Here is a 19,182-nt window from a genome sequence, read left to right as displayed (position 1 = left end):
CGCCGGCCGCGCGGTTCCTGCACCCGCGATACGCAGAAGAACAACGATGAGCCTTTACGCACTCGTACCGGAATACCGGCCCCGCGTTTGTCGGCCCGCCGGAACAACGCTTCTCCCGACGCCCGTCGCGTCACGTATCCGTCATCCCGTTTCGTACCGTGCATCGGTACACGTTCCCGTTCGCGCGCGAGCCGCGACGATGCATGGCGCCTGTCTGCATCGCATCGCTGCGCCGTCCGCCACGCCTCATCACCGCATCCTGAACGGCGCCTACACCGGCGTCTCGTGACGCCCGTCGCGCCCATCCTTGCATTGCGCCACCGGCTTGTCTGACTGCCCGGCGGCGCCGAAGTCCGAAGCATTTCGATTGAGCTTGAAAGAGGCAAACGCAAGCAGTTCGGTTCGAGGTTCAAGGAGAAAAACTCATGTCGCAGCTTTCGAATGAAGAAGCAAACGGCAGTTCGGGGAGTAGCAAGGTCAAGCTGATCAAGTGGGCGATCATCGTCGCCGGCGTCGCGATCGTGGCACCGGCCGCGCTGTTCATCCTGAAGGGGGTGATCGCGCTGGTCGCGGCAGGCGTGATCGGCCTTGGTGCGATCTATCTGGCGCCGGTCGTCGCGATGAAGTTCGCGAACCAGAAGGTGAAGATGATCGTCGAGGAGGCGCAGGCCAATCCGATCGAGACGCTGATCAACCAGCTCGCGGAAAAGCGCCAGGCGGCACAGAAGTTCGCGGACAGCATCACCGCGTTTCGCACCGAGGTGAAGAACTTCGAGAGCAAGACGGAACTGTTCGAGAAGCAGTACCCGGACGACGCGCCGCGCTTCCGGCAACAGCTCGACACGATGAAGCAACTGCTCGCGTTTCGCGAGGGCCGCTACAAGCAGGTGCAGGCCGAGCTGAAGAATTTCGCGTCGGCGATCGACCGCGCGAAGGCGATGTGGGACATGTCGCAGGCGGCGCAGCAGATGAACAAGCTCGCGGGCCGGCAGGCGTCCGACACGTTCGAGCAGATCAAGACCGACGTGGCCGTCGATTCGGTGATGCGCTCGGTCAACAAGGCGTTCTCCGAAATGGAGACGTCGCTGATGGATAACCCCGAGGTCAAGCAGGCGCAGCAGCAGGCGGTGATGAACGCCCCCCGCGCGCCCGGGCTCGATACGGCGAACCCCGCGCAGTTGCCGTCGAAACAACAATAACTTCCTGCAGGCACGCAACCATGAAAAAACTTCTTGGCGCCATCGCGTTTCTGGTAGTGCTCGTCGGCGTATGGATCGTGCATCAGGGCGGCCTGTCGACGCTGATGCCCGCGCATGACGCGTCGCCGGCCTCGACATCCGCGCAAAGTGGCGACACGAGCCAGCCCGCGCAGCCGTCGCCGTCGGCCAACGTGCTGCCGGCCGGCTTCACGCCGCAGGCCAGCACGCTGAAATCGATTGCCGACAACGGCCTCGTGCGAATCTCGGTGCAGAACCCGAGCGAACCGTTCTTCGGCGAGGACAAGGGCATGGCGCACGGCTTCAACGTCGAGTTCGCGCGGCTGCTGTTCGCCGATCCGTCGTTCTCGCGCGGCGGCAAGCCGGTTGCCGTCGATACGCGTCACGAGGTCGACACGTACCCGGGTGTGCCGAAGCAGCTGCTCGACACGGACGCGAAGGGGAACCACGTGGTCGACGTGGCCATGGACGGGCTGACGTTCCCGGACAACACGCCGGCGGGCGTCGTCTACTCGGTGCCATACGTCGACGATTTCGGTTATTCGCTGATCGTGAGGCAAGGCTCCGCGATCCGCTCGACCGACGATCTCGCGGGCAAGACGGTCGGTATCCTGAAAGGCGACCCGGATGTACGCGCGTTCGTCACGCGCCAGTATCCGAACGTGAAGTTCGTCGAAGTCGACGATTCCGATCCGGCGTTCATCGCGAAGAGCCTCGACGGCCATACGGTCGATGCGTTCATCTACGACTATCCGTTCGCGGTCAGCTCGATCAAGGGCACCGACCTGAAGTTCGCGGTGACCAAGCTCGACGGCTCGAACATCGCGTACAAGATCGGCGTGCGCGCCGACGACCAGGATCTGCTGATCTACCTGAACGCCGCGATCGCAAAGCTCAAGCAGTCGCCGCAGTATCTCGACCTGCTGCGCAAGTACTTCGTCAGCGACCAGGCGGTGACGACCGCAGCCGCGTCGGGCGAACACACGTACGTGGTGAAGGCGGGTGACACGCTGAACCTGATCGCCGCGAGCAAGCTCGGCAGCGGCCAGCGCTATCGCGAGATTCAACGCCGCAACAACCTCGCGAACCCGAACCTGATCCTGGCGGGCCAGCATCTGGTGATTCCGGTGCGGTAACGGCGGCGTGAAGTGAAGGTGGGAGCAGGGGCTTGAAAGACTGCGCGCGGCCCGGCGGAGGTGATCCGCCGGGCCGCGCGCTTTTCTGCGTCAATGCGTGATCGACAGGAACAGGTAAGCAGCGAACAGCGACAGGTGCACGACGCCGTGCAGCACCGTCGTGCGCCCCTGGCTGAGCGTCAGCGTGCTGACCAGCAGCGTCAGCGACAGCAGCACGGTTTCCATCGGGCCGATGCCGAGCGTGAGCGGCTGGCCGACCCAGATGAACACGGCGGCGACGGTCGGAATCGTGAGCCCGATGCTCGCGAGCGCCGAACCGAGCGCCAGGTTCATGCTGGTCTGCAGCCGATTCGCGCGCGCGGCGGTGACGGCAGCGAGCCCTTCCGGCAACAGCACGAGCGCGGCGATCACGATACCGACCGCGGCTTCGGGCGCACCGAGCTGCATCACGGCATGCTCGACGGCCGGCGACAGCAGCTTCGCGAGCAGCACGACCGCGACGAGGCTCGCGAACAGCAGCAGCATGCTGATCAGCGCGGTGCGGCTGCTCGGCGGCGATGCGTGCACCGATTCGTTCGCGCTGTCGTGCGCGGTAAGGAAGTAATCGCGGTGACGCACGGTCTGCACGAACACGAACGCGCCGTACAGCACGAGCGACGCCACGCCGGCGAACGCGAGCTGCGATTTCGAAAAGAACGGGCCCGGTGCGGCGTTCAGGTAGTTCGGCATCACGAGCGACAGCACCGACAGCGACGCCAGCACCGCGAGCGCCTTGCTGGCGCCGCGCCCCTGGAAGTCCTGTTCGCCGTGCTTCCACGCGCCGACCAGCAGGCAGAGGCCGACGATGCCGTTGCAGATGATCATCACGGCGGCGAACACGGTGTCGCGGGCGAGGCCCGATTTCTCGGGGCCCGCGCCGAGCATCACCGACACGATCAACGCGACTTCGATGACGGTCACGGCGACCGCGAGCACGAGCGTGCCGAACGGTTCGCCGACGCGGTGCGCGACGACTTCGGCATGGTGAACGGCGGCGAACACGGCGCCGGCGAGTGCGGCGGCGAACACCGCGATGACGAGGCCTTCGGCCGGCACGACGCGCGACAGCGCGAGGACCAGCCATGCGGCAAGCGGGGCCACGAGGGTCCAGCGCGGGAGCTGGTTGGACGAGAGCGGCATGGAGGGTTTCCTTATGCGAGTGGCGGCGCGCGACGCGCCGTCACGGGTTGACGAAGCCCGGCCGTACTATCCGCCGAACGAGGACGATGAAACCTGGGGTGGCAGCACGCAACGGCTGCCCTGGGTTCGCCGCCGTGAGGCGGCGAGGGGCGCGGGCGGGCCGGAGCCCGTCGCTGGATGAAACGGTTCGATGCGGCCGGCCGCAAACGGCGCGGCGCGCCCGCGTGACGACGCGCGGGCCGGAGGCTCGGTTCCGACCCCGAAAGGGCGCCCGGCGATGGACGGCGGTGGCGGCGTGACACGCGGTTTCCCCCTGAAATCCGGCGGTTTGTCGAATTTTATCAGGCGTTCGGGGGTCACTATCTCATATTCGAACGCTTTCATTGACCTTTCGGTTTACAAAAAGTGCCCGAATCTTTCAATTTTTTTGTCTTTGCAGTTTCCGTAACGGTCTCTTGCACGACAAATTCGGGCTCGCCCTGACATAAATCTACCGACCGGTCGGTTTATAATCGCTCGCACCTCCACTTCATGACGGATCGCAAGCGATGGCTGTTTCTTCTGCACATTCGGTGAACTCGGGCGCGCTGGCGCCGTCGGCCGTCGTCGGCGTGATCGGCGCCGGCGCGATGGGCGCGGGCATTGCGCAGGTCGCGGCGGCGGCCGGTCATACGGTGCTGCTGTACGACCTGAACGAAGCGGCCTGCGACAAGGCGCTGGCCGGCATCCGCGCGCAGTTCGCGCGGCTCGCGGAGAAAGGCCGGCTCGCACCGTCCCAGGCGGAGGCGGCTGGCGCCCGGATTCACGCGGTGCGTGAACTGGCCGATTTCGCGGGCGCCGCGCTGATCGTCGAAGCGGCGGCCGAGCGGCTCGACGTGAAGCGCGAGATCTTCGCGACGCTCGAACGCCACGTCGATGACACGTGCGTGCTGGCGACCAACACGTCGTCGATCTCGATCACGTCGATCGCGGCCGGGCTGCGCGTGCCGCAGCGCGTCGCCGGCCTGCATTTCTTCAACCCGGCGCCGCTGATGGCACTCGTCGAGGTGGTCAGCGGGCTCGCGACCGCGCCCGACGTCGCGCAGGGGTTGGTGGCGACCGCCGCCGCGTGGGGCAAGCAGCCCGTGATGGCGAAATCGACACCCGGCTTCATCGTGAACCGCGTCGCGCGGCCGTATTACGCGGAGGCGCTGCGCGTGCTGAACGAGCAGGGCGGCGCGGCGGCATCGATCGACGCGGTGATGCGCGAGGCCGGCGGCTTCCGGATGGGGCCGTTCGAGCTGATGGACCTGATCGGCCACGACGTGAACTTCGCGGTGACCGAATCGGTGTTCCGCGCGTATTTCAACGATCCGCGCTATACGCCGTCGCTGATCCAGCAGGAACTCGTGAACGCGGGCTTCCTCGGACGCAAGTCGGGGCGTGGCTTCTATTCATATGCGGACGGCGCGACGCCGCCCGCGCCCGATCTCGAAGCACCGCGCGACGCGCCGGCCGACGTTGCGCTGTTTGCGCAGGACGGCCCGGCCGCCGCTTTGCATGCGCGCTTCGCCGAACGCATCGCGAGTGCCCGGCAGGCTGGCGCGCATGCCGACGATCTGCTCGCGACGGCCGGCCGTGCATCGATCGCGCTGACCGACGGCCGCACCGCGACCGCACGCGCCGCGCAGACGGGCGTGGCCGATCTCGTGCTCGTCGACCTGGCGCGCGATTACGCGCAGGCCGGGCTCGTTGCGCTGACGCGCGCGCTCCAGTGCAGCGATGCGGCCTATGCGGACGCGGTCGGCCTGTTCCAGCAGGCGGGTTTTCGCGTCGTCGGCGTCGCGGACGTGCCGGGCATGGTCGCGATGCGTACCGTCGCGATGCTCGCGAACGAGGCGGCCGACACGGTGAACCAGGGCGTATGCTCGCCCGCCGATCTCGATCTCGCGATGGAGAAGGGCGTGAACTACCCGTGCGGCCCGCTCGCATGGGCCGATGCGATCGGCATCGGCCGCGTGTATCGCGTGCTGTCGAACCTGGCGGCGAGCTACGGCGAGGACCGCTATCGCGTGTCGCCGCGTATTGCCGCGCTGCATGCGGCCGGCCGCCTGTTCCGGTCGTAACGCCGGCCCTGTTCCCACGATCACGATAACGACATCACTCCATTGGAGGAGCACCCCGATGACTCACCCGACGCATCCCGCCGCCGCCCTCGAGCCGATCGAGACCGCCAGCCGCGACGAACTGCAGGCGCTGCAGCTCGAACGCCTCAAGTGGTCGCTGCGCCACGCGTACGACAACGTCCCGCACTATCGCCGCACGTTCGATGCTGCAGGCGTGCATCCGGACGATCTGAAGTCGCTCGCCGATCTCGCGAAATTCCCGTTCTCGACCAAGAACGATTTGCGCGACAACTATCCGTTCGGGCTCTTTGCGGTGCCGCGCGAGCAGGTCGTGCGCGTGCACGCGTCGAGCGGCACGACCGGCAAGCCGACGGTGGTCGGCTACACCGCGCGCGACATCGACACGTGGGCGAACGTGACCGCGCGCTCGATCCGAGCGGCCGGCGGCCGCCCGGGCGACACGCTGCACAACGCATTCGGCTACGGCCTCTTCACGGGCGGCCTCGGGATTCATTACGGCGCGGAACGGCTCGGCTGCATGGTCGTGCCGATGTCGGGCGGGCAGACCGAGAAGCAGGTGCAACTGATCCGCGATTTCGAGCCGAAGATCATCCTCGTCACGCCGTCGTACATGCTGAACCTGATCGACGAGATGGTGCGGCAGGGGATGGATCCGGCCGAGTCGTCGCTGAAGATCGGCATCTTCGGCGCCGAGCCGTGGACGCAGGCGCTGCGTGAGGAAGTCGAGACGCGCGTGGGCATCGACGCGCTCGACATCTACGGGCTGTCGGAAGTGATGGGCCCGGGCGTCGCGTGCGAATGCGTGGAGACGAAGGACGGCCCGGTGATCTGGGAAGACCATTTCTATCCGGAGATCATCGATCCCGTTACGGGCGAAGTGCTGCCCGACGGCAGCCAGGGCGAGCTGGTGTTCACGTCGCTGACGAAGGAGGCGATGCCGGTGATCCGCTACCGCACGCGCGACCTCACCGCGCTGCTGCCGCCGACCGCGCGCGCGATGCGCCGTCTCGCGAAGATCACGGGCCGCTCCGACGACATGCTGATCGTGCGCGGCGTGAACGTGTTCCCGAGCCAGATCGAGGAGATCGTCGTCGCGCTGCCGCAGTTGTCGGGCCAGTTCCAGATCACGCTGTCGCGTGACGGTCACATGGACCGGCTCGACCTCGCGGTCGAACTGCGCTCCGAAACGGCCGCGTCCGTCAGCGACAGCGCTCGCGCGGCGCTCGCGCGCGAGCTGCAGCACCGGATCAAGACGATGGTCGGCGTGTCGTCGGGCGTGACGGTGCTGGCGGCGGGCGGCATTCCCGCGACCGCGACCGGCAAGGCCCGGCGCGTGATCGACCGCCGTCAGGCCGCGTAATTCCGATGTTTGTCGTTCTACCCGAGGAAACCTGTTCGATGGATGGATTGAAGACCCTGGCCGTCACGGTCGATGCGCGCGGCATCGCCACTGTCGCGCTGCAGCGCGGCGACGTGCTCAACGCGTTCGACGAGACGATGATCGCCGAGCTGACCGACGCGTTCACCACGCTCGGCCAGCGTGACGAGGTGCGCGCGATCGTGCTGCGCTCGGACGGCCGCGCGTTCTGCGCGGGCGCCGACCTGCAGTGGATGCAGCGCGCAAGCGCGAACGATGCGGCCGCGAACCTGCGCGACGCGGAGCGGTTTGCCGCGATGATGCGCGCGATCCGGCAATGTCCGAAGCCGACGGTGGCACGCGTGCAGGGCCATGCGTTCGGCGGCGGCGTCGGCCTGTGCGCGGCGTGCGACATCGTGATCGCGAGCGATCACGCGCGCTTCTCGGTCAGCGAGGCACGTTTCGGGATCCTGCCGGCCGTGATCGGCCCGTATCTGGTCGAGGCGGTCGGCCAGCGCCAGGCGCGCCGGCTCGCGCTGACGGCGACCCAGCTCGCCGCCGGCGAGGCGGTCGCGATCGGCCTGATCCACCAGGCCGTGCCGCTCGATTCGCTCGACGAAGCGCTCGACAAGACGCTCGCCGAACTCGGTCGTAACGGCCCGAACGCGCTGATGGAGATCAAGCGCTTCTTCGACGCGATCGGCGAGTATCCGCCGTCGGACGAGCGTGCGGCGTTCACCGCGCAGACGATCTCCCGCGTGCGGGCGACACCGGAAGCGAAGGAAGGCTTCACGGCGTTTTTCGCGAAGCGGCCGCCGGCATGGGAGGCGGGCACCGAGTAAGGGGCAACGGCGAGGGAAAACGGCGACGATCGACCGCGCAGCGGGCCCGGCCGCAATTTGCGGCTCGGGCGCGGGCGCTTGCTCTACAATGCGTGACCCCCGGCGCGCTGCCGGCCCAGCCCCGACCGATTCTTCATCCGATGATCGTCAACCGCCTTATCTCCGAGATCCTGTTCGGCTTCACCGGCCTGATCGGCATCATCAACCCGATCGGCATCGCGTTCCTGTTTCTCGAACGGACCGAGGCGCTCACCGAGCAAGAGCGCGATCTGCTCGCGAGAAAGGTCGCGTTCAATGCGTTCATCGTGCTGATGGTCGCGTTCTTCGCCGGCACGCCGGTGCTGCATTTCTTCGGGATCTCGATGGAAGCGCTGCGGATCGGCGGCGGCTTCGCGGTTGCGGTGGCCGGCTGGCAGATGCTGAACGAACCCGACGGCCCGGGCGGCGGCGACACGCCCGTCAAGCCGATCGACGCGAACGCGATCATGACGCGCGCGTTCTTCCCGCTGACCATGCCACTGACGGTCGGCCCCGGCTCGATCGCGACCGCGATCGCGCTGAACGCGAACCGCACGCACAAGCTGTCGGAGTTCATGCTGTCGAGCATCGTGTCGATCGCCGTCTCCGTGCTGGTTGCGATCGTGATCTGGCAGGTCTACAGCCGCTCCGCGCTGCTGTCGCGCTACCTCGGCAGCGAAGGCACCAAGGTCGCGAAGCGCGTGTCGGCGTTCCTGCTGCTGTGCATCGGCGTGCAGATCATGCTGACCGGTTTCTCCGCGTTCCTGCAGCCGATCGCCGACCAGGTCAAGTAAGCGGCCGGCGCCGCGGCGCACGTGACGTGCAGCCGGCGCCCCGCACGACCTCGCGCTGACCAGCGCCTCCTCCGTACGATGCGGCGACGCCGCACGCCTTTTTGCCACCCGCGATAACATGCGACGGTCCGGCGGATGCGCGGCGCGCATCCGGCCGTCAGCTCAACTTCAATGGCGAGGCGTGCAATGGAATACGTGAAATTCGGATCGACAGGGCTGGAAGTGTCCAACCTGGTGCTGGGTTGCATGACGTTCGGCGAACCGTCGCGCGGCTCGCATCCGTGGACGCTGCCGGAAGCGGAGAGCCGTCCGATCATCCAGCGGGCAGTCGAAGCCGGCATCAACTTCTTCGATACCGCGAACATGTATTCGGACGGCACGTCGGAGGAGATCGTCGGCCGCGCGCTGCGCGATTTCGCGAAACGCGACGAGATCGTGATCGCGACCAAGGTGTTCTACCGGATGCGGCCGGGGCCGAACGGCGCGGGGCTGTCGCGCAAGGCGATCATGACCGACATCGACCAGAGCCTGAAACGGCTCGGCACCGACTATGTCGATCTCTATCAGATTCACCGCTGGGACTACGGCACGCCGCTCGAGGAGACGCTCGAGGCGTTGCACGACGTCGTCAAGGCCGGCAAGGCGCGCTACATCGGCGCGTCGTCGATGTTCGCGTGGCAGTTCGCGAAGGCGTTGCACACGTCGAAGCAGCACGGCTGGACCCGCTTCGTCAGCATGCAGAACCACCTGAACCTGCTGTATCGGGAAGAAGAGCGGGAAATGCTGCCGCTGTGCGAAGACGAAGGAATCGCGGTGATTCCGTGGAGCCCGCTCGCGCGCGGCCGCCTGACGCGCAACTGGGACGAGTCGACCGAGCGGCAGCAGAGCGATGCGGTCGGCCAGCGGCTTTACGATGCGACGGCGGAGTCGGACAAGGCGGTCGTCGACGCCGTTGCGACGATCGCGGCCGCACGCAACGTGCCGCGTGCGCAGGTCGCGCTCGCCTGGGTCGCGCAGAAGCGCGGGGTCACCGCGCCGATCGTCGGCATTTCGAAGCCGCAGCAGCTGGACGACGCACTCGCCGCGCTCGAGCTGAAACTGACCGGCGACGAGATCGCCACGCTCGAACGCCCGTACGTGCCGCACGCGGTCGCCGGGATCAACTGAGCGGCCGCGCCGCGCGGCCGTCAACGCGCGGCGGCGAGCATCGGGTAGGTGAACAGGCCGAAGTGGACGACGTTCAGCCCCGCATGCGCGAGCGCGGACGCGAGCAGTCCGCCGCGCCGCCAGGCGAGGCCGTAGCCGACGCCGGCCACCGTGCCGAGCACGATCCATTGCCAGCCGCCGGCCGCATGCGCGGCGCCGAACAGACCCGCGCCGATCGCAAGCGCGGCCCACGGCCCCCATGCGAACGCGCGCAGCGCGCGCGTCAGCCCGCCCTGCACATAGCCGCGGAACAGCGCTTCCTCGGCGAGCGTCACGATCAGCAGGTTGTTCACGAGCCACAGCCAGCCTGACGACGGCCACTTGGGCGCCCAGCCGACCATCCCGAACGCGAGCGCGCCGGCCAGGCATGCGGCCGCCGTTGCCACGGCCGCCACCGCGCCGGTGCGCAGCGCGCGCGACAGCGGGATGTCGGGGGCGACCCACGGCAGCACCCACACCAGCCACAGGCCGATGAGCGGCTTGTCCAGATTCAGGTACATCGTGAATGGCACGGCATCCGGCGTGAAGCGCGCCGCGGCGATCACGCGCGGATTGTGGAAGCCGGGAATCAGGTGCAGGCTGAGCGCGATCGCGAGCGCGGCAAAGACGGCGTGGGCGGCGATGCGCACCGCACGCGGGCGCTCGGGCATCACGCCCCAGGCGGCCGCGGCCAGCAACGCGAACGGCGCCAGCGCGAGTGGTGCGAGCTTGCCGAACGCCAGCGCGCACGCATAGCCGAGCGCGGCGAGGCCGAGGCTCAGGCCGTGCTGCGGGCGATGCCACGCGAACGCGGCGGCCGCGAACAGCGCGAGCCAGATCGTGGCGGACGGAAGGAGAGAAAGGGACATGACAGGTGCGGCATTCGTCGGACGAGACGCCGCGCATCATACAGCAGGCGTCCCGCCATGCCGGCCGGGCGCGCTCAGCGGCCGGCGGTTTCGGTGACGCCGTCGCGACCCGGGATGTGAACGCTGTTGCGCACGCGCATCCGCCGCCGGTACCAGAAGGTCCACGTCAGCAGACAGCCGAACACGGTATAGCCGATGATCGGCGACACGACCAGCACACGTTCGACCGGCCAGGTCACGACCATCCAGAGGCGCAGCAGCATTTCCAGCGTCATGAACGCGCCCCAGACGAAGGTCATCCGTCGGAGCATCTGCCGCAGCCCCGGCTGCGCGTCCCAGACGGCTTCGAAATGCGCGGCGCCGCCGTCCATCTCGCGGGCCACGGTGGCGCGGGCGAGATAGAAGATCAGTGGACGTGCGCGGAACAGCGACAGCAGGAATACGACACCGATCGTGCCGGACGCGAGCGACTCGCGCATCAGCAGCGTGCGCGGGCTGCCGCCGAGTGCCATCCCGATGATCGACAGCGCGATGCCCAGCAGCACGATGGCCGCCACCGCATCGACGCGGCGCGAGCGGATGAATTCGACGATCGACCAGACGATCGGCGGGACCGCCGACGCGTACAGCGCGCCGGTTTCACCGAAATACGGCTGCGCGGCCCGGTAGGCGACCCAGGGCAGCACCAGGTTGACGAAGAGTTCGAGAATCAGTCCGGCTCGCGGTTTCACGGTGCGCTATTCCACGCAGGTTGAGGCGAACGTGCAAAGGGCGTGGTGGCCCCCGGTTGCCCCGAAAAGGGTTCGGTCCAGTATATCGAAGAATCGGGTGGGGCTGCGGCGTCGCCTCGGCCGCTTGCCGCCGTCACGGATTCACCGCCACGGGCAGCGTGATCGTGACCGTGGTGCCGTGCAGCACGACACTGTGCACGTGGATGTTGCCTTCATGCCGCTCGACGACTGCCTTGACGAACGCCATGCCGAGCCCGACGCCGCTGGTTTCCGGCTGGCCGGCGGTGCGGAAGCGCCGGTAGCGCTCGAACAGCCGCATCTGGTCCGCGCTGCTGATGCCGCACCCGCTGTCGCGGATCGTGCAGCGCACGGTCTTGCCGTCGCCACCCGGCTCGACCTTGCATTCGACGCTCGTCAGCGGCGCGCTGTACTTGATGGCGTTGTCCAGCAGGTTGATCAGCGCGCGCGATAGCAGTGCCGGGTCGCCCTGGACGATCGTGTCGTCGCGCCGCGGCACGTCGTCGATCGACATGGATTTCCGGTGCGCGAGCGGCCACACGGCGTCGCGTGCCTCGTTCATCAGGTCGGCGAGGTTGACCGGCACGCGTTCGTATTCGCTGGCCTCCGCACGCGAGAGCTGCGCGAAACCGTCGGCCATCGCCAGCGTGTGCCGCGCCAGCTTGCCGATTCTCGCGAACTGCTGCTTCGTCTGCGCGTCGCCCGCCCGGTGCGCCTGCGTGTCGATCAGGATGATCAGCGAGGTCAGCGGGGCGCGCATGTCGTGCGAGAACAGCGTCAGCATGTCGTTGCGCTGGCGCTCGAGCATGTCGCGGCGGACTGTCGCGTTGCGCAACGTTTCCAGCGCGTCATGGATCCGCGCGATCTCGGGCCCGATGCCGCGCGGCATCGCGACGTGCGACGTATCGCCGTCGCTGAGCGCGACGATCCGGCGGCCGAGCGCATCGAGCGGCTTCGACAACAGCCGCTGCGTGCCGCGCGCGAGCGAGACCAGGATCGCGATGCACAGTGCCGTGGCGAACGCCGACAACCCGACCTTGATCCGGGCGGCGTTCCGGTCGCCGATCGCGCGGTGCCGGGCAAGGTCGATCACGCGGTCGCGCAGCAGTTCGCTCGGCCGGAAATGCGGCACGATCGCGCGGGAAAACTCGGCCGCGCTCATCGTATAGGCACCGTTCCGGCCGCTGGCGACCGTCGCGTCGACGAGCGGCAGGATGTGCGTGTCGAAGGCCGCGTTGAGCTGCGCGTATTCGCGTGCCACGTCGGGGTCGTCGAGCTGCGCGCCGATCGCGCCGTCGATCAGCGCGCGCAATTGCTCGATGCGGCCGCGCATCCGCATGATGTCCGCGAACTGCGCGCGATCGAGCGCCTGCCGCGCGAACATCGGCGCGATGAGCAGCGAGCCCGTGCGGCCCGCGTATTCCCGGAGATCGCCGAGGAGCCGCGCCAGCAGGATCGCACCCGACGTGCGCGGGGCGCGCATCGCGGTGTCGGTCATCGCCCCGTCGATCAGCAGCGACAGCGTGTCGACGACCCGGAACAGGTGCGCCTGTGCGTGCTGGATATCGTTAACGGTGCGTGACGTGAGCGGCCGCGCGTCGAGCGCATCGACTTCCGCACGCGCATCCGCGAGCGTCATCCGGGCCGAATCGAGTGCATGCAGCAGGTTGCCGCGTTCGCGATCGTTCAGCACGGTCGCCTGCGCGATGCCGTCGCGAAAGCGTTCCAGCGCCTGGTCGGAACGCGCGCGCGCGGCGAGCAGGTGGCGGGCTTCGGTGGCGCCGTCGTCCTGCAGGCGGACCAGCAGGTCGTTCGTCGGGCCGCGCTCGGCCGAGATCACGTTGGCGGCGCGCATCGCCCCGCGGACGAATTCGAAGCTCTGCAGGTCGGCGTTCTCCTGCCGGTATTGCCGGAAACTCCCCCAGATAATCGTGCCGCACAGCAAGGCCAGCAGCGTTGTGACGATTGCGAAGCCGATATGCGTCTTCTGCAGGATCGTCAGCGATCGAATGTTGTATGCGCGTTCCCGGTTAAACGAGAATGATCGATTCATGACACACCATGTTTGCAAGCTATCCCGGGTGGGCCCGTATTCTCTGCCTGTCGGAGCCGTGACGCCGTAAGGTTTATTGGGGGGCAGGGAGCCGCCTTCACGGGGCGGCAACGATCCCGGCCGGGAAGCCGGATCGTGCTTGGCACAGGATCGCCTTGCGTCAGTGTCCTGTCGACACCGGACGAATCACGCTTGATCCGGAGAAACCCTGATCGCGTATCGCGCCCGTGGCGCGTGACGGCAGATGGTTTGGATTGCGAATGTTTTGAATCGACGTGTCCGACCGGGACGCGGCATCAAGTCCGCTTCGGACGATGGCAGGCAGGCGGGGAAGGGGCGCGCGGGAGGGGGGCGGCAGGCACGTCGCCCGCGAACGGGCGACGCTTCAGGGCGATACGGCAGCAGGCGTGCCGCAGCGCGAATCGCGGCCGCGGGCCTAGCGAGCGGTCAGGCAGCGGCGGGCTGAACGATGATCTTCACGTTCCGGTCCTTGTGGTTGACCAGTTCCTCGAAGCCGTGCGAGACGATGTCGCCGAGCGCGATGCGCCCGGTGATGAGCGGCTGCACGTCGATGCGGCCGTCCGCGATGAAGCGGATCACGTCCGCGAATTCGCCGTTGTACGCCAGTGAGCCGATCACTTCCTTCTCGGTCGACACGATGTCGAAGAAGTTGAACGGCGCCGGCTCCTCGAAGATGCCGACCATCACCGACTTGCCGGCCTTGCGGATCACGTCGATCGCGAGCTTCGCGGTGGTCGCGTGCCCGATGCACTCGAACGACACGTCGGCGCCGTAGCCGCCGGTCAGCGCCTTCACTTCCGCGATCGCGTCCGACGTCTTCGGATCGATGACGACGCTCGCGCCGACTTCCAGCGCTTTCTGCTTGCGCGCGGCCGACATTTCCAGCGCGATCACGCGCCCGGCGCCCGCGGCTTTCGCGCACATGATCGTGCACAGGCCGATCGTGCCCGCGCCGACCACGACGACCGTCTGCCCGACGATGTTGCCGGCCTTCTTCACCGCATGCAGCCCGACCGCGAGCGGCTCGATCAGCGCCCCGGCCTCGGTCGGGAAATCGTCGGGCAGCTTGTACAGCAGCTCGGCCGGCACGTTCACGTATTCGGCGAACGCGCCGTTGTTCATCAGCCCGGTGAACGCGAGGTTCTCGCAGATGTTGTACAGCCCGTGTTTGCAATACCAGCAGGTGCCGCAATGCTGGCATGCGTCGGCCGTCACGCGGTCGCCGACCGCGAAGCCCGTCACGCCCGCGCCGAGTTCGGCGATCTCGCCGCTGAACTCGTGGCCGAGGATGCACTGGCCCTTCAGGCCCGTCAGCGGATGCGGCGCGTCGACCGGGATGAACACGGGCCCCGCGACGTATTCGTGCAGGTCGGAACCGCAGATCCCGCACCAGTGCACGCGAATCGTGACCCAGCCTGCCGGCGGGCGCGCCGGCACGGGAACCTGTTCGACGCGGATGTCGTGGCGGCCGTGCCAGACGGCGGCTTTCATGCTGAGGGCGGTGGTCGATGCCGGTGTACTCACGTTGCTGTCTCCATCAGGTTGTCGTCGGGCGCAGCGCGTGGCTGCCGGTATGCCCGTCGCGCGATTGCGCGATCGACCGGTATGCAGGAACGGGGCCAGCTTGAGTGGGGGCGCCGGGTGGTGGCAGGGCGGGACGGGAATGACGCAATGCACCATTGCTGTGTCCGCTGATGGGGAAATGTTGTGAGGGGATTGGGTGCGGAATTTGCTGCGCAAGCAAAATCGCAGGCCGGATGAGACGCTGGGACGTTCGTCTCAGCGCAATGAGACGAATTGCGAGACGCGTGCCGATGGCCGGCGCGGTTCGATTTGCGTTCAGGCAACCACTTCGTCGACCGCGACCGGTGCGAGCGGCGTGAATCCGGCGGCGCGGTACAGCGGCAGACCGGCCGCGGTCGACACGAGCCAGACACGCTGCGCGCCGCGTTGCCGGGCATGCGCGGCGATCGCGGCGAGCAGCTGCATCGCGAGGCCGACAGCTTAGATCGGGGCGGTGCACGCTGCCATGCCGGCCCATTGCCGCGATCGACGGAACGGATCGTTGCGCACATTACCCCTTTACTTGAAGTGAACTTCAATTTGTATCATGTGCGCCAGTCCGATCGCGGACGCGTGACGTATCCCGTGGCACGCGGCCGCTTCAACCGAGGTGGAGATGACCGAATCGCCTGTCGCGGCCGATGCCGCCACGCTATCGTCGCGCCGCTACCGGGCCGCTGTCGCGAACGTGGTGCTGGCGAGCATCGTGTCGGCGTTGCACGTCGGCAAGGCGACGATCGCGTTGCCGTCGCTCCAGCACGAGTTCGGCGGCTCGCTCGCTTCGCTGAGCGGGATCATGTCGGTGTTTCCGTTCGTCGGCGTATTTGGCGGGATCGCGGCCGGCGTGCTGGTGCGGCGCTGGGGCGACCGGCTGCTGCTGATCGCGGGCCTCGTCATCCTCGGCCTGTCGAGTGTTGCCGGGGCATGGGCCGACAGCTTCGCGCTGCTGCTGGTCACGCGCTTCGCCGAGGGGCTCGGTTTCGTGATCGTGGTGGTCGCCGCGCCGGCGGTGCTGAATCGCGTGACGCCGCCCGAGCGGCGCACGCTCGCGTTCGGGCTGTGGAGCACGTTCATGCCGGTCGGCATGGCGCTGTCGATGCTGGTCGGGCCGCTGCTCGGCGGCTGGCGCAACGGCTGGCTCGCGGCCGCGGCGTTGACGCTCGTGGCGGCGGCCGCGGTGCCCGTCACGACGTCCGCCGATGTGCCGTCGCGGCAGGCCGCCGCGCCACGCATCGGGCCCGCGCTGCGCGACGTGCTCGCGTCGCGGTCGACCACGCTGCTCGCGCTGGGTTTCGCCACCTACAACGTGCAGTTCTTCGCCGCGATGACGTTCCTGCCGGTGTTCCTGATGCAGCGCCTCGGCGTCGCGGTCGGCGCGGCGGGGCTGATCAGCGCGGCGATCGTCGCCGCGTGCGTGATCGGCAACCTGACGGCCGGCTGGCTGCTGTCGCGCGGCGCACGGCCGGGGATCGTGATGGCCGCGACGTCGGTCGCGATCGGCGCGGCCGGCGCAGGGCTCTTCAGCGCGGCCACGCCGGCACCGCTCGCGGTCGCGCTGGGTTTTGCGTTCTCGGCGATCGCGGGGATGCTGCCCGCGACGATCCTCGCGTGCGCGCCCGGCTCCGCGCCGACGCCGTCGCTGGCGCCGCTCAGCATCGGCTGGGTCGTGCAGGGCAACTATCTCGGACAGGTGATCGGGCCGCTGGCGATCGGCGCGATCGTCGGTGCCTTCGGCTGGTCGGGCGGCATCGGGCTGATGTTCGCGGCCGCCGTCACCGGCGCGGCGATCGGCTTGTCGCTGCTGCGCGAACCGCTGGGCCGGCGCTGAGCGCGGCGCCGTTCAACCTGTACGGAAATCCGTCAAGCATGCTCAACACCATGGAAAGCCTGATTTGCGCAGAAGACCCGCCGTGCGATGCGCCGGCATGGGTCGAACACGATCCGATGCCGCCGTGTGACGGCGTCGCGCATCCGCTCGTGACGATCGGCCGGGTGCCGGCTCCTGAGCACGCGGCGTTGGCCGTCTCGCCGTTGCGTCCGCAACTGTTCGTCACGGTGCTGGAGGCCGGCGACAACGCGTTGCTGGTTCGCTGGGTCGAGAGCGGCCGTTGCCATTACGGCGAACAGCGCTGGCGTTTGCGTATCGCGCTGCAGCCGGGCCGCTGCGCGATCTCGGGGCAGTCGATCGAGCCGGGCGAGCCGGTGTTCCGGCCGGTACGGCGGCCCGTGCCGGCCAACGGCGACGAGATGATCTGCCCGGCGTCGGTGCGGGGTGCCACCGGCGCGACGTGTGGCGTCACGGCGGAGGATGACGACGCACACGCGCCGGCCGACGTTCGCGGCTGAACGCCGGCCGGCTGCTGCAGCGGGTTACTTCTTCACGTCGTGCCGGTACTGGATGAACCCGGCGTTGTTCGCTAGCTTGTCGTACAGTGCGCGCGCGGTCGTGTTGGTTTCGTGCGTGAGCCAGTACACGCGGCTCGCGCCGGCTTCGCGGGCATGGTCGTACACGGCCTCGATCAGCGCACCGCCTGCACCTTGCCCGCGTGCGTCGGGTGCGGTGTAGAGATCCTGCAGGTAGCAGTAGGGCCCTTCGGTCCAGCACGAGCGGTGGTAGATCGAATGCACGATCCCGACCAGCGCACCCGATGCGTCGAATGCGCCGAGCACGAACATCGGTTCGGCGGGATCCATCAGGCGCGCCCACGTCGTCGCGAACACCGCGTCGCTCAGCGCGGTGTCGTAGAACTGCTGATAACCCTGCCACAGCGGGCGCCACGCGGCTTCGTCGGCGGCGACGAGCGGGCGCACCGTGACGCGCGTCGCGTCCTGCGCGCGGCTGGCCGCATCGCGCTCACGCGCCTGCGCGTGACGGATCGCGATGAGCGACTGGCGCTGCTCGCCGTGCGCGTCGAAGTTCTCCGGTGCGAGCCACGCGTCGAACGCGGCGCGGACATCCGGCCATTCGCCGTCGATGATCGAGAACCACGCGGTGTCGCGATTGCGGTCGCGGTAGACGATCGCCTGCCGGAACGTGCCTTCGTAGCGGAACCCGAGCCGGGCGGCGGCCTTGCGCGACGGGATGTTCAGGTCGTCGCACTTCCATTCGTAGCGCCGGTAGCCGAGCGTGTCGAACGCGTACTTCATCAGCAGGAACTGCGCTTCGGTCGATACGGGCGTGCGCTTGAGCAGCGGCGAGAACGTGACGGAGCCGACCTCGATCACGCCGTTGGCCGGATCGATGCGCATCAGCGCGAGCGTGCCGACCGCGCGGCCCGTGGCGCGGTCGATCACCGTGTAGTGCAGCGGATCGGTGCTTGCCTGCGCGCCGCGCGCGTAGTCGCGGTAGCTCGACTCGTCGGCGTACGGGCCGTGGACGAGATAGGTCCAGTCGCTGCCGTCCGGCGCCTGGGCGTAGGCGGCGTACAGGTCGGCCGCATGGCGTTCGGCGTCGAGCGGTTCGAGCCGGCAGTAGCGGCCTTCGAGGACGATGCGCTCCGGCCGCGGGCGCGCGGACCAGTCGGGAACGGGGTGGCCGATGGGTTGCTGGAAAGCGTTGGTGAGCGTGGACAAGGTCGATCTCGCTTCGGTTGGCGGCCGGCGACATGCCGGCATGCAGACGATCGTAGTCGCGGCGAGGTACCATGAGAAGCGCCAGAGATCGGCAAATTTATGGTGCCACGCGTTACGGGGCGCGAACCGCGAGCCGTGCGCCACTAGCCGTGCGCCACCTTCCGACATTTTCACGCTGCGATGTTCCGATGACGACAGTTCTTCCTTCCGCCGACGCGCCGTTGCTGCCGCTCGACGCGCCGCTGGCGCGCACGCCGGGCGCGCCTTCGCTGCAACGCCAGTTGCTGCGCCGTGTGCGCGACGCGATTCTCGGCGGCGCGATGCCGGCCGGCACGCGGCTGCCCGGCACGCGCGCGCTGGCCGAGACGCTCGGCGTGTCGCGCAACACGACGGCCGCCGTCTACGAGCAGCTCGTCGCCGAAGGTTTCCTGCAGTCCGACCGCCGAGGCACGCGCGTGGTCGGGTTGTCGCGGCCGGCACCGCCGCGCCGGCGTGCCGCG

General features: G+C 68.1%; 17 protein-coding genes. 10 read left to right on the top strand and 7 right to left on the bottom strand.

Going from position 1 to position 19,182, the window contains the following annotated elements; all coding sequences use genetic code 11:
- The first annotated feature begins 425 nt into the window (after positions 1 to 425).
- Together BDO18943_RS24965 and BDO18943_RS24960 are read left to right on the top strand one after the other, a co-directional pair.
- Positions 426 to 1,199: a hypothetical protein gene (locus BDO18943_RS24965; protein WP_175024458.1), complete on the top strand. Its 774-nt coding sequence runs from the start codon at positions 426 to 428 to the stop codon at positions 1,197 to 1,199.
- Positions 1,200 to 1,219: 20 nt separating this feature from the next.
- Positions 1,220 to 2,353, top strand: coding sequence for a transporter substrate-binding and LysM peptidoglycan-binding domain-containing protein (locus BDO18943_RS24960; protein WP_175024457.1), 1,134 nt, complete (start codon positions 1,220 to 1,222; stop codon positions 2,351 to 2,353).
- A 90-nt stretch (positions 2,354 to 2,443) separates the two neighbouring features.
- Here BDO18943_RS24960 and BDO18943_RS24955 read toward each other — a convergent pair whose 3' ends face one another.
- Positions 2,444 to 3,532: a calcium:proton antiporter gene (locus BDO18943_RS24955; protein WP_175024456.1), complete on the bottom strand. Its 1,089-nt coding sequence runs from the start codon at positions 3,530 to 3,532 to the stop codon at positions 2,444 to 2,446.
- Positions 3,533 to 4,080: 548 nt separating this feature from the next.
- Here BDO18943_RS24955 and BDO18943_RS24950 point away from each other — a divergent pair.
- The 5 genes from BDO18943_RS24950 to BDO18943_RS24930 all read left to right on the top strand — a co-directional run bounded on the left by BDO18943_RS24950 (position 4,081) and on the right by BDO18943_RS24930 (position 9,836).
- Complete coding sequence (locus BDO18943_RS24950) at positions 4,081 to 5,637, top strand: 3-hydroxyacyl-CoA dehydrogenase (protein ID WP_175024455.1); 1,557 nt, start codon at positions 4,081 to 4,083, stop codon at positions 5,635 to 5,637.
- A 58-nt stretch (positions 5,638 to 5,695) separates the two neighbouring features.
- Positions 5,696 to 7,018: a phenylacetate--CoA ligase PaaK gene (gene paaK, locus BDO18943_RS24945; protein WP_175024454.1), complete on the top strand. Its 1,323-nt coding sequence runs from the start codon at positions 5,696 to 5,698 to the stop codon at positions 7,016 to 7,018.
- A gap of 38 nt (positions 7,019 to 7,056) precedes the next feature.
- Positions 7,057 to 7,857: an enoyl-CoA hydratase-related protein gene (locus BDO18943_RS24940; RefSeq protein ID WP_175024453.1), complete on the top strand. Its 801-nt coding sequence runs from the start codon at positions 7,057 to 7,059 to the stop codon at positions 7,855 to 7,857.
- A 140-nt stretch (positions 7,858 to 7,997) separates the two neighbouring features.
- Complete coding sequence (locus BDO18943_RS24935) at positions 7,998 to 8,669, top strand: MarC family protein (protein ID WP_043184423.1); 672 nt, start codon at positions 7,998 to 8,000, stop codon at positions 8,667 to 8,669.
- Between the two features lie 186 nt (positions 8,670 to 8,855).
- The gene (locus BDO18943_RS24930) at positions 8,856 to 9,836 is read left to right on the top strand and encodes an aldo/keto reductase (protein ID WP_175024452.1); all 981 of its coding nucleotides are present in this window, start codon (positions 8,856 to 8,858) and stop codon (positions 9,834 to 9,836) included.
- Positions 9,837 to 9,856: 20 nt separating this feature from the next.
- Here the strand turns inward: BDO18943_RS24930 and BDO18943_RS24925 are convergent, their stop codons facing one another.
- The 5 genes from BDO18943_RS24925 to BDO18943_RS24905 all read right to left on the bottom strand — a co-directional run bounded on the left by BDO18943_RS24925 (position 9,857) and on the right by BDO18943_RS24905 (position 15,535).
- Positions 9,857 to 10,723: a CPBP family intramembrane glutamic endopeptidase gene (locus BDO18943_RS24925; protein WP_175024451.1), complete on the bottom strand. Its 867-nt coding sequence runs from the start codon at positions 10,721 to 10,723 to the stop codon at positions 9,857 to 9,859.
- Positions 10,724 to 10,797: 74 nt separating this feature from the next.
- A complete protein-coding gene (locus BDO18943_RS24920) occupies positions 10,798 to 11,454 on the bottom strand; it encodes a VC0807 family protein (protein WP_175024450.1) in 657 nt (218 codons plus the stop codon).
- 133 nt (positions 11,455 to 11,587) lie between these two features.
- Entirely contained in the window at positions 11,588 to 13,525 is a 1,938-nt protein-coding gene (locus BDO18943_RS24915) for a sensor histidine kinase (protein ID WP_175024449.1), read from the bottom strand.
- Between the two features lie 447 nt (positions 13,526 to 13,972).
- A complete protein-coding gene (locus BDO18943_RS24910; protein WP_175024503.1) occupies positions 13,973 to 15,037 on the bottom strand; it encodes a 2,3-butanediol dehydrogenase in 1,065 nt (354 codons plus the stop codon).
- A gap of 348 nt (positions 15,038 to 15,385) precedes the next feature.
- Entirely contained in the window at positions 15,386 to 15,535 is a 150-nt protein-coding gene (locus BDO18943_RS24905; protein WP_235996186.1) for a GNAT family N-acetyltransferase, read from the bottom strand.
- A 190-nt stretch (positions 15,536 to 15,725) separates the two neighbouring features.
- Between BDO18943_RS24905 and BDO18943_RS24900 the strand changes: the two genes are divergently transcribed.
- Positions 15,726 to 16,937: an MFS transporter gene (locus tag BDO18943_RS24900; RefSeq protein WP_175024448.1), complete on the top strand. Its 1,212-nt coding sequence runs from the start codon at positions 15,726 to 15,728 to the stop codon at positions 16,935 to 16,937.
- A gap of 38 nt (positions 16,938 to 16,975) precedes the next feature.
- Positions 16,976 to 17,455, top strand: a complete 480-nt coding sequence (locus BDO18943_RS24895; RefSeq protein ID WP_175024447.1) for a DUF3331 domain-containing protein — start codon at positions 16,976 to 16,978, stop codon at positions 17,453 to 17,455.
- A gap of 24 nt (positions 17,456 to 17,479) precedes the next feature.
- Here the strand turns inward: BDO18943_RS24895 and BDO18943_RS24890 are convergent, their stop codons facing one another.
- Positions 17,480 to 18,682 (bottom strand): GNAT family N-acetyltransferase, encoded by a 1,203-nt coding sequence (locus BDO18943_RS24890; RefSeq protein ID WP_235996185.1) that lies wholly within the window; start codon positions 18,680 to 18,682, stop codon positions 17,480 to 17,482.
- Positions 18,683 to 18,870: 188 nt separating this feature from the next.
- Between BDO18943_RS24890 and BDO18943_RS24885 the strand changes: the two genes are divergently transcribed.
- A partial coding sequence (locus BDO18943_RS24885; protein ID WP_175024445.1) for a GntR family transcriptional regulator occupies positions 18,871 to 19,182 on the top strand: 312 nt, incomplete at its 3' end.

Source organism: Burkholderia aenigmatica (genome assembly GCF_902499175.1).
GTDB lineage: Bacteria > Pseudomonadota > Gammaproteobacteria > Burkholderiales > Burkholderiaceae > Burkholderia > Burkholderia aenigmatica.
This window is presented reverse-complemented; position numbering and strand designations above follow the sequence as displayed.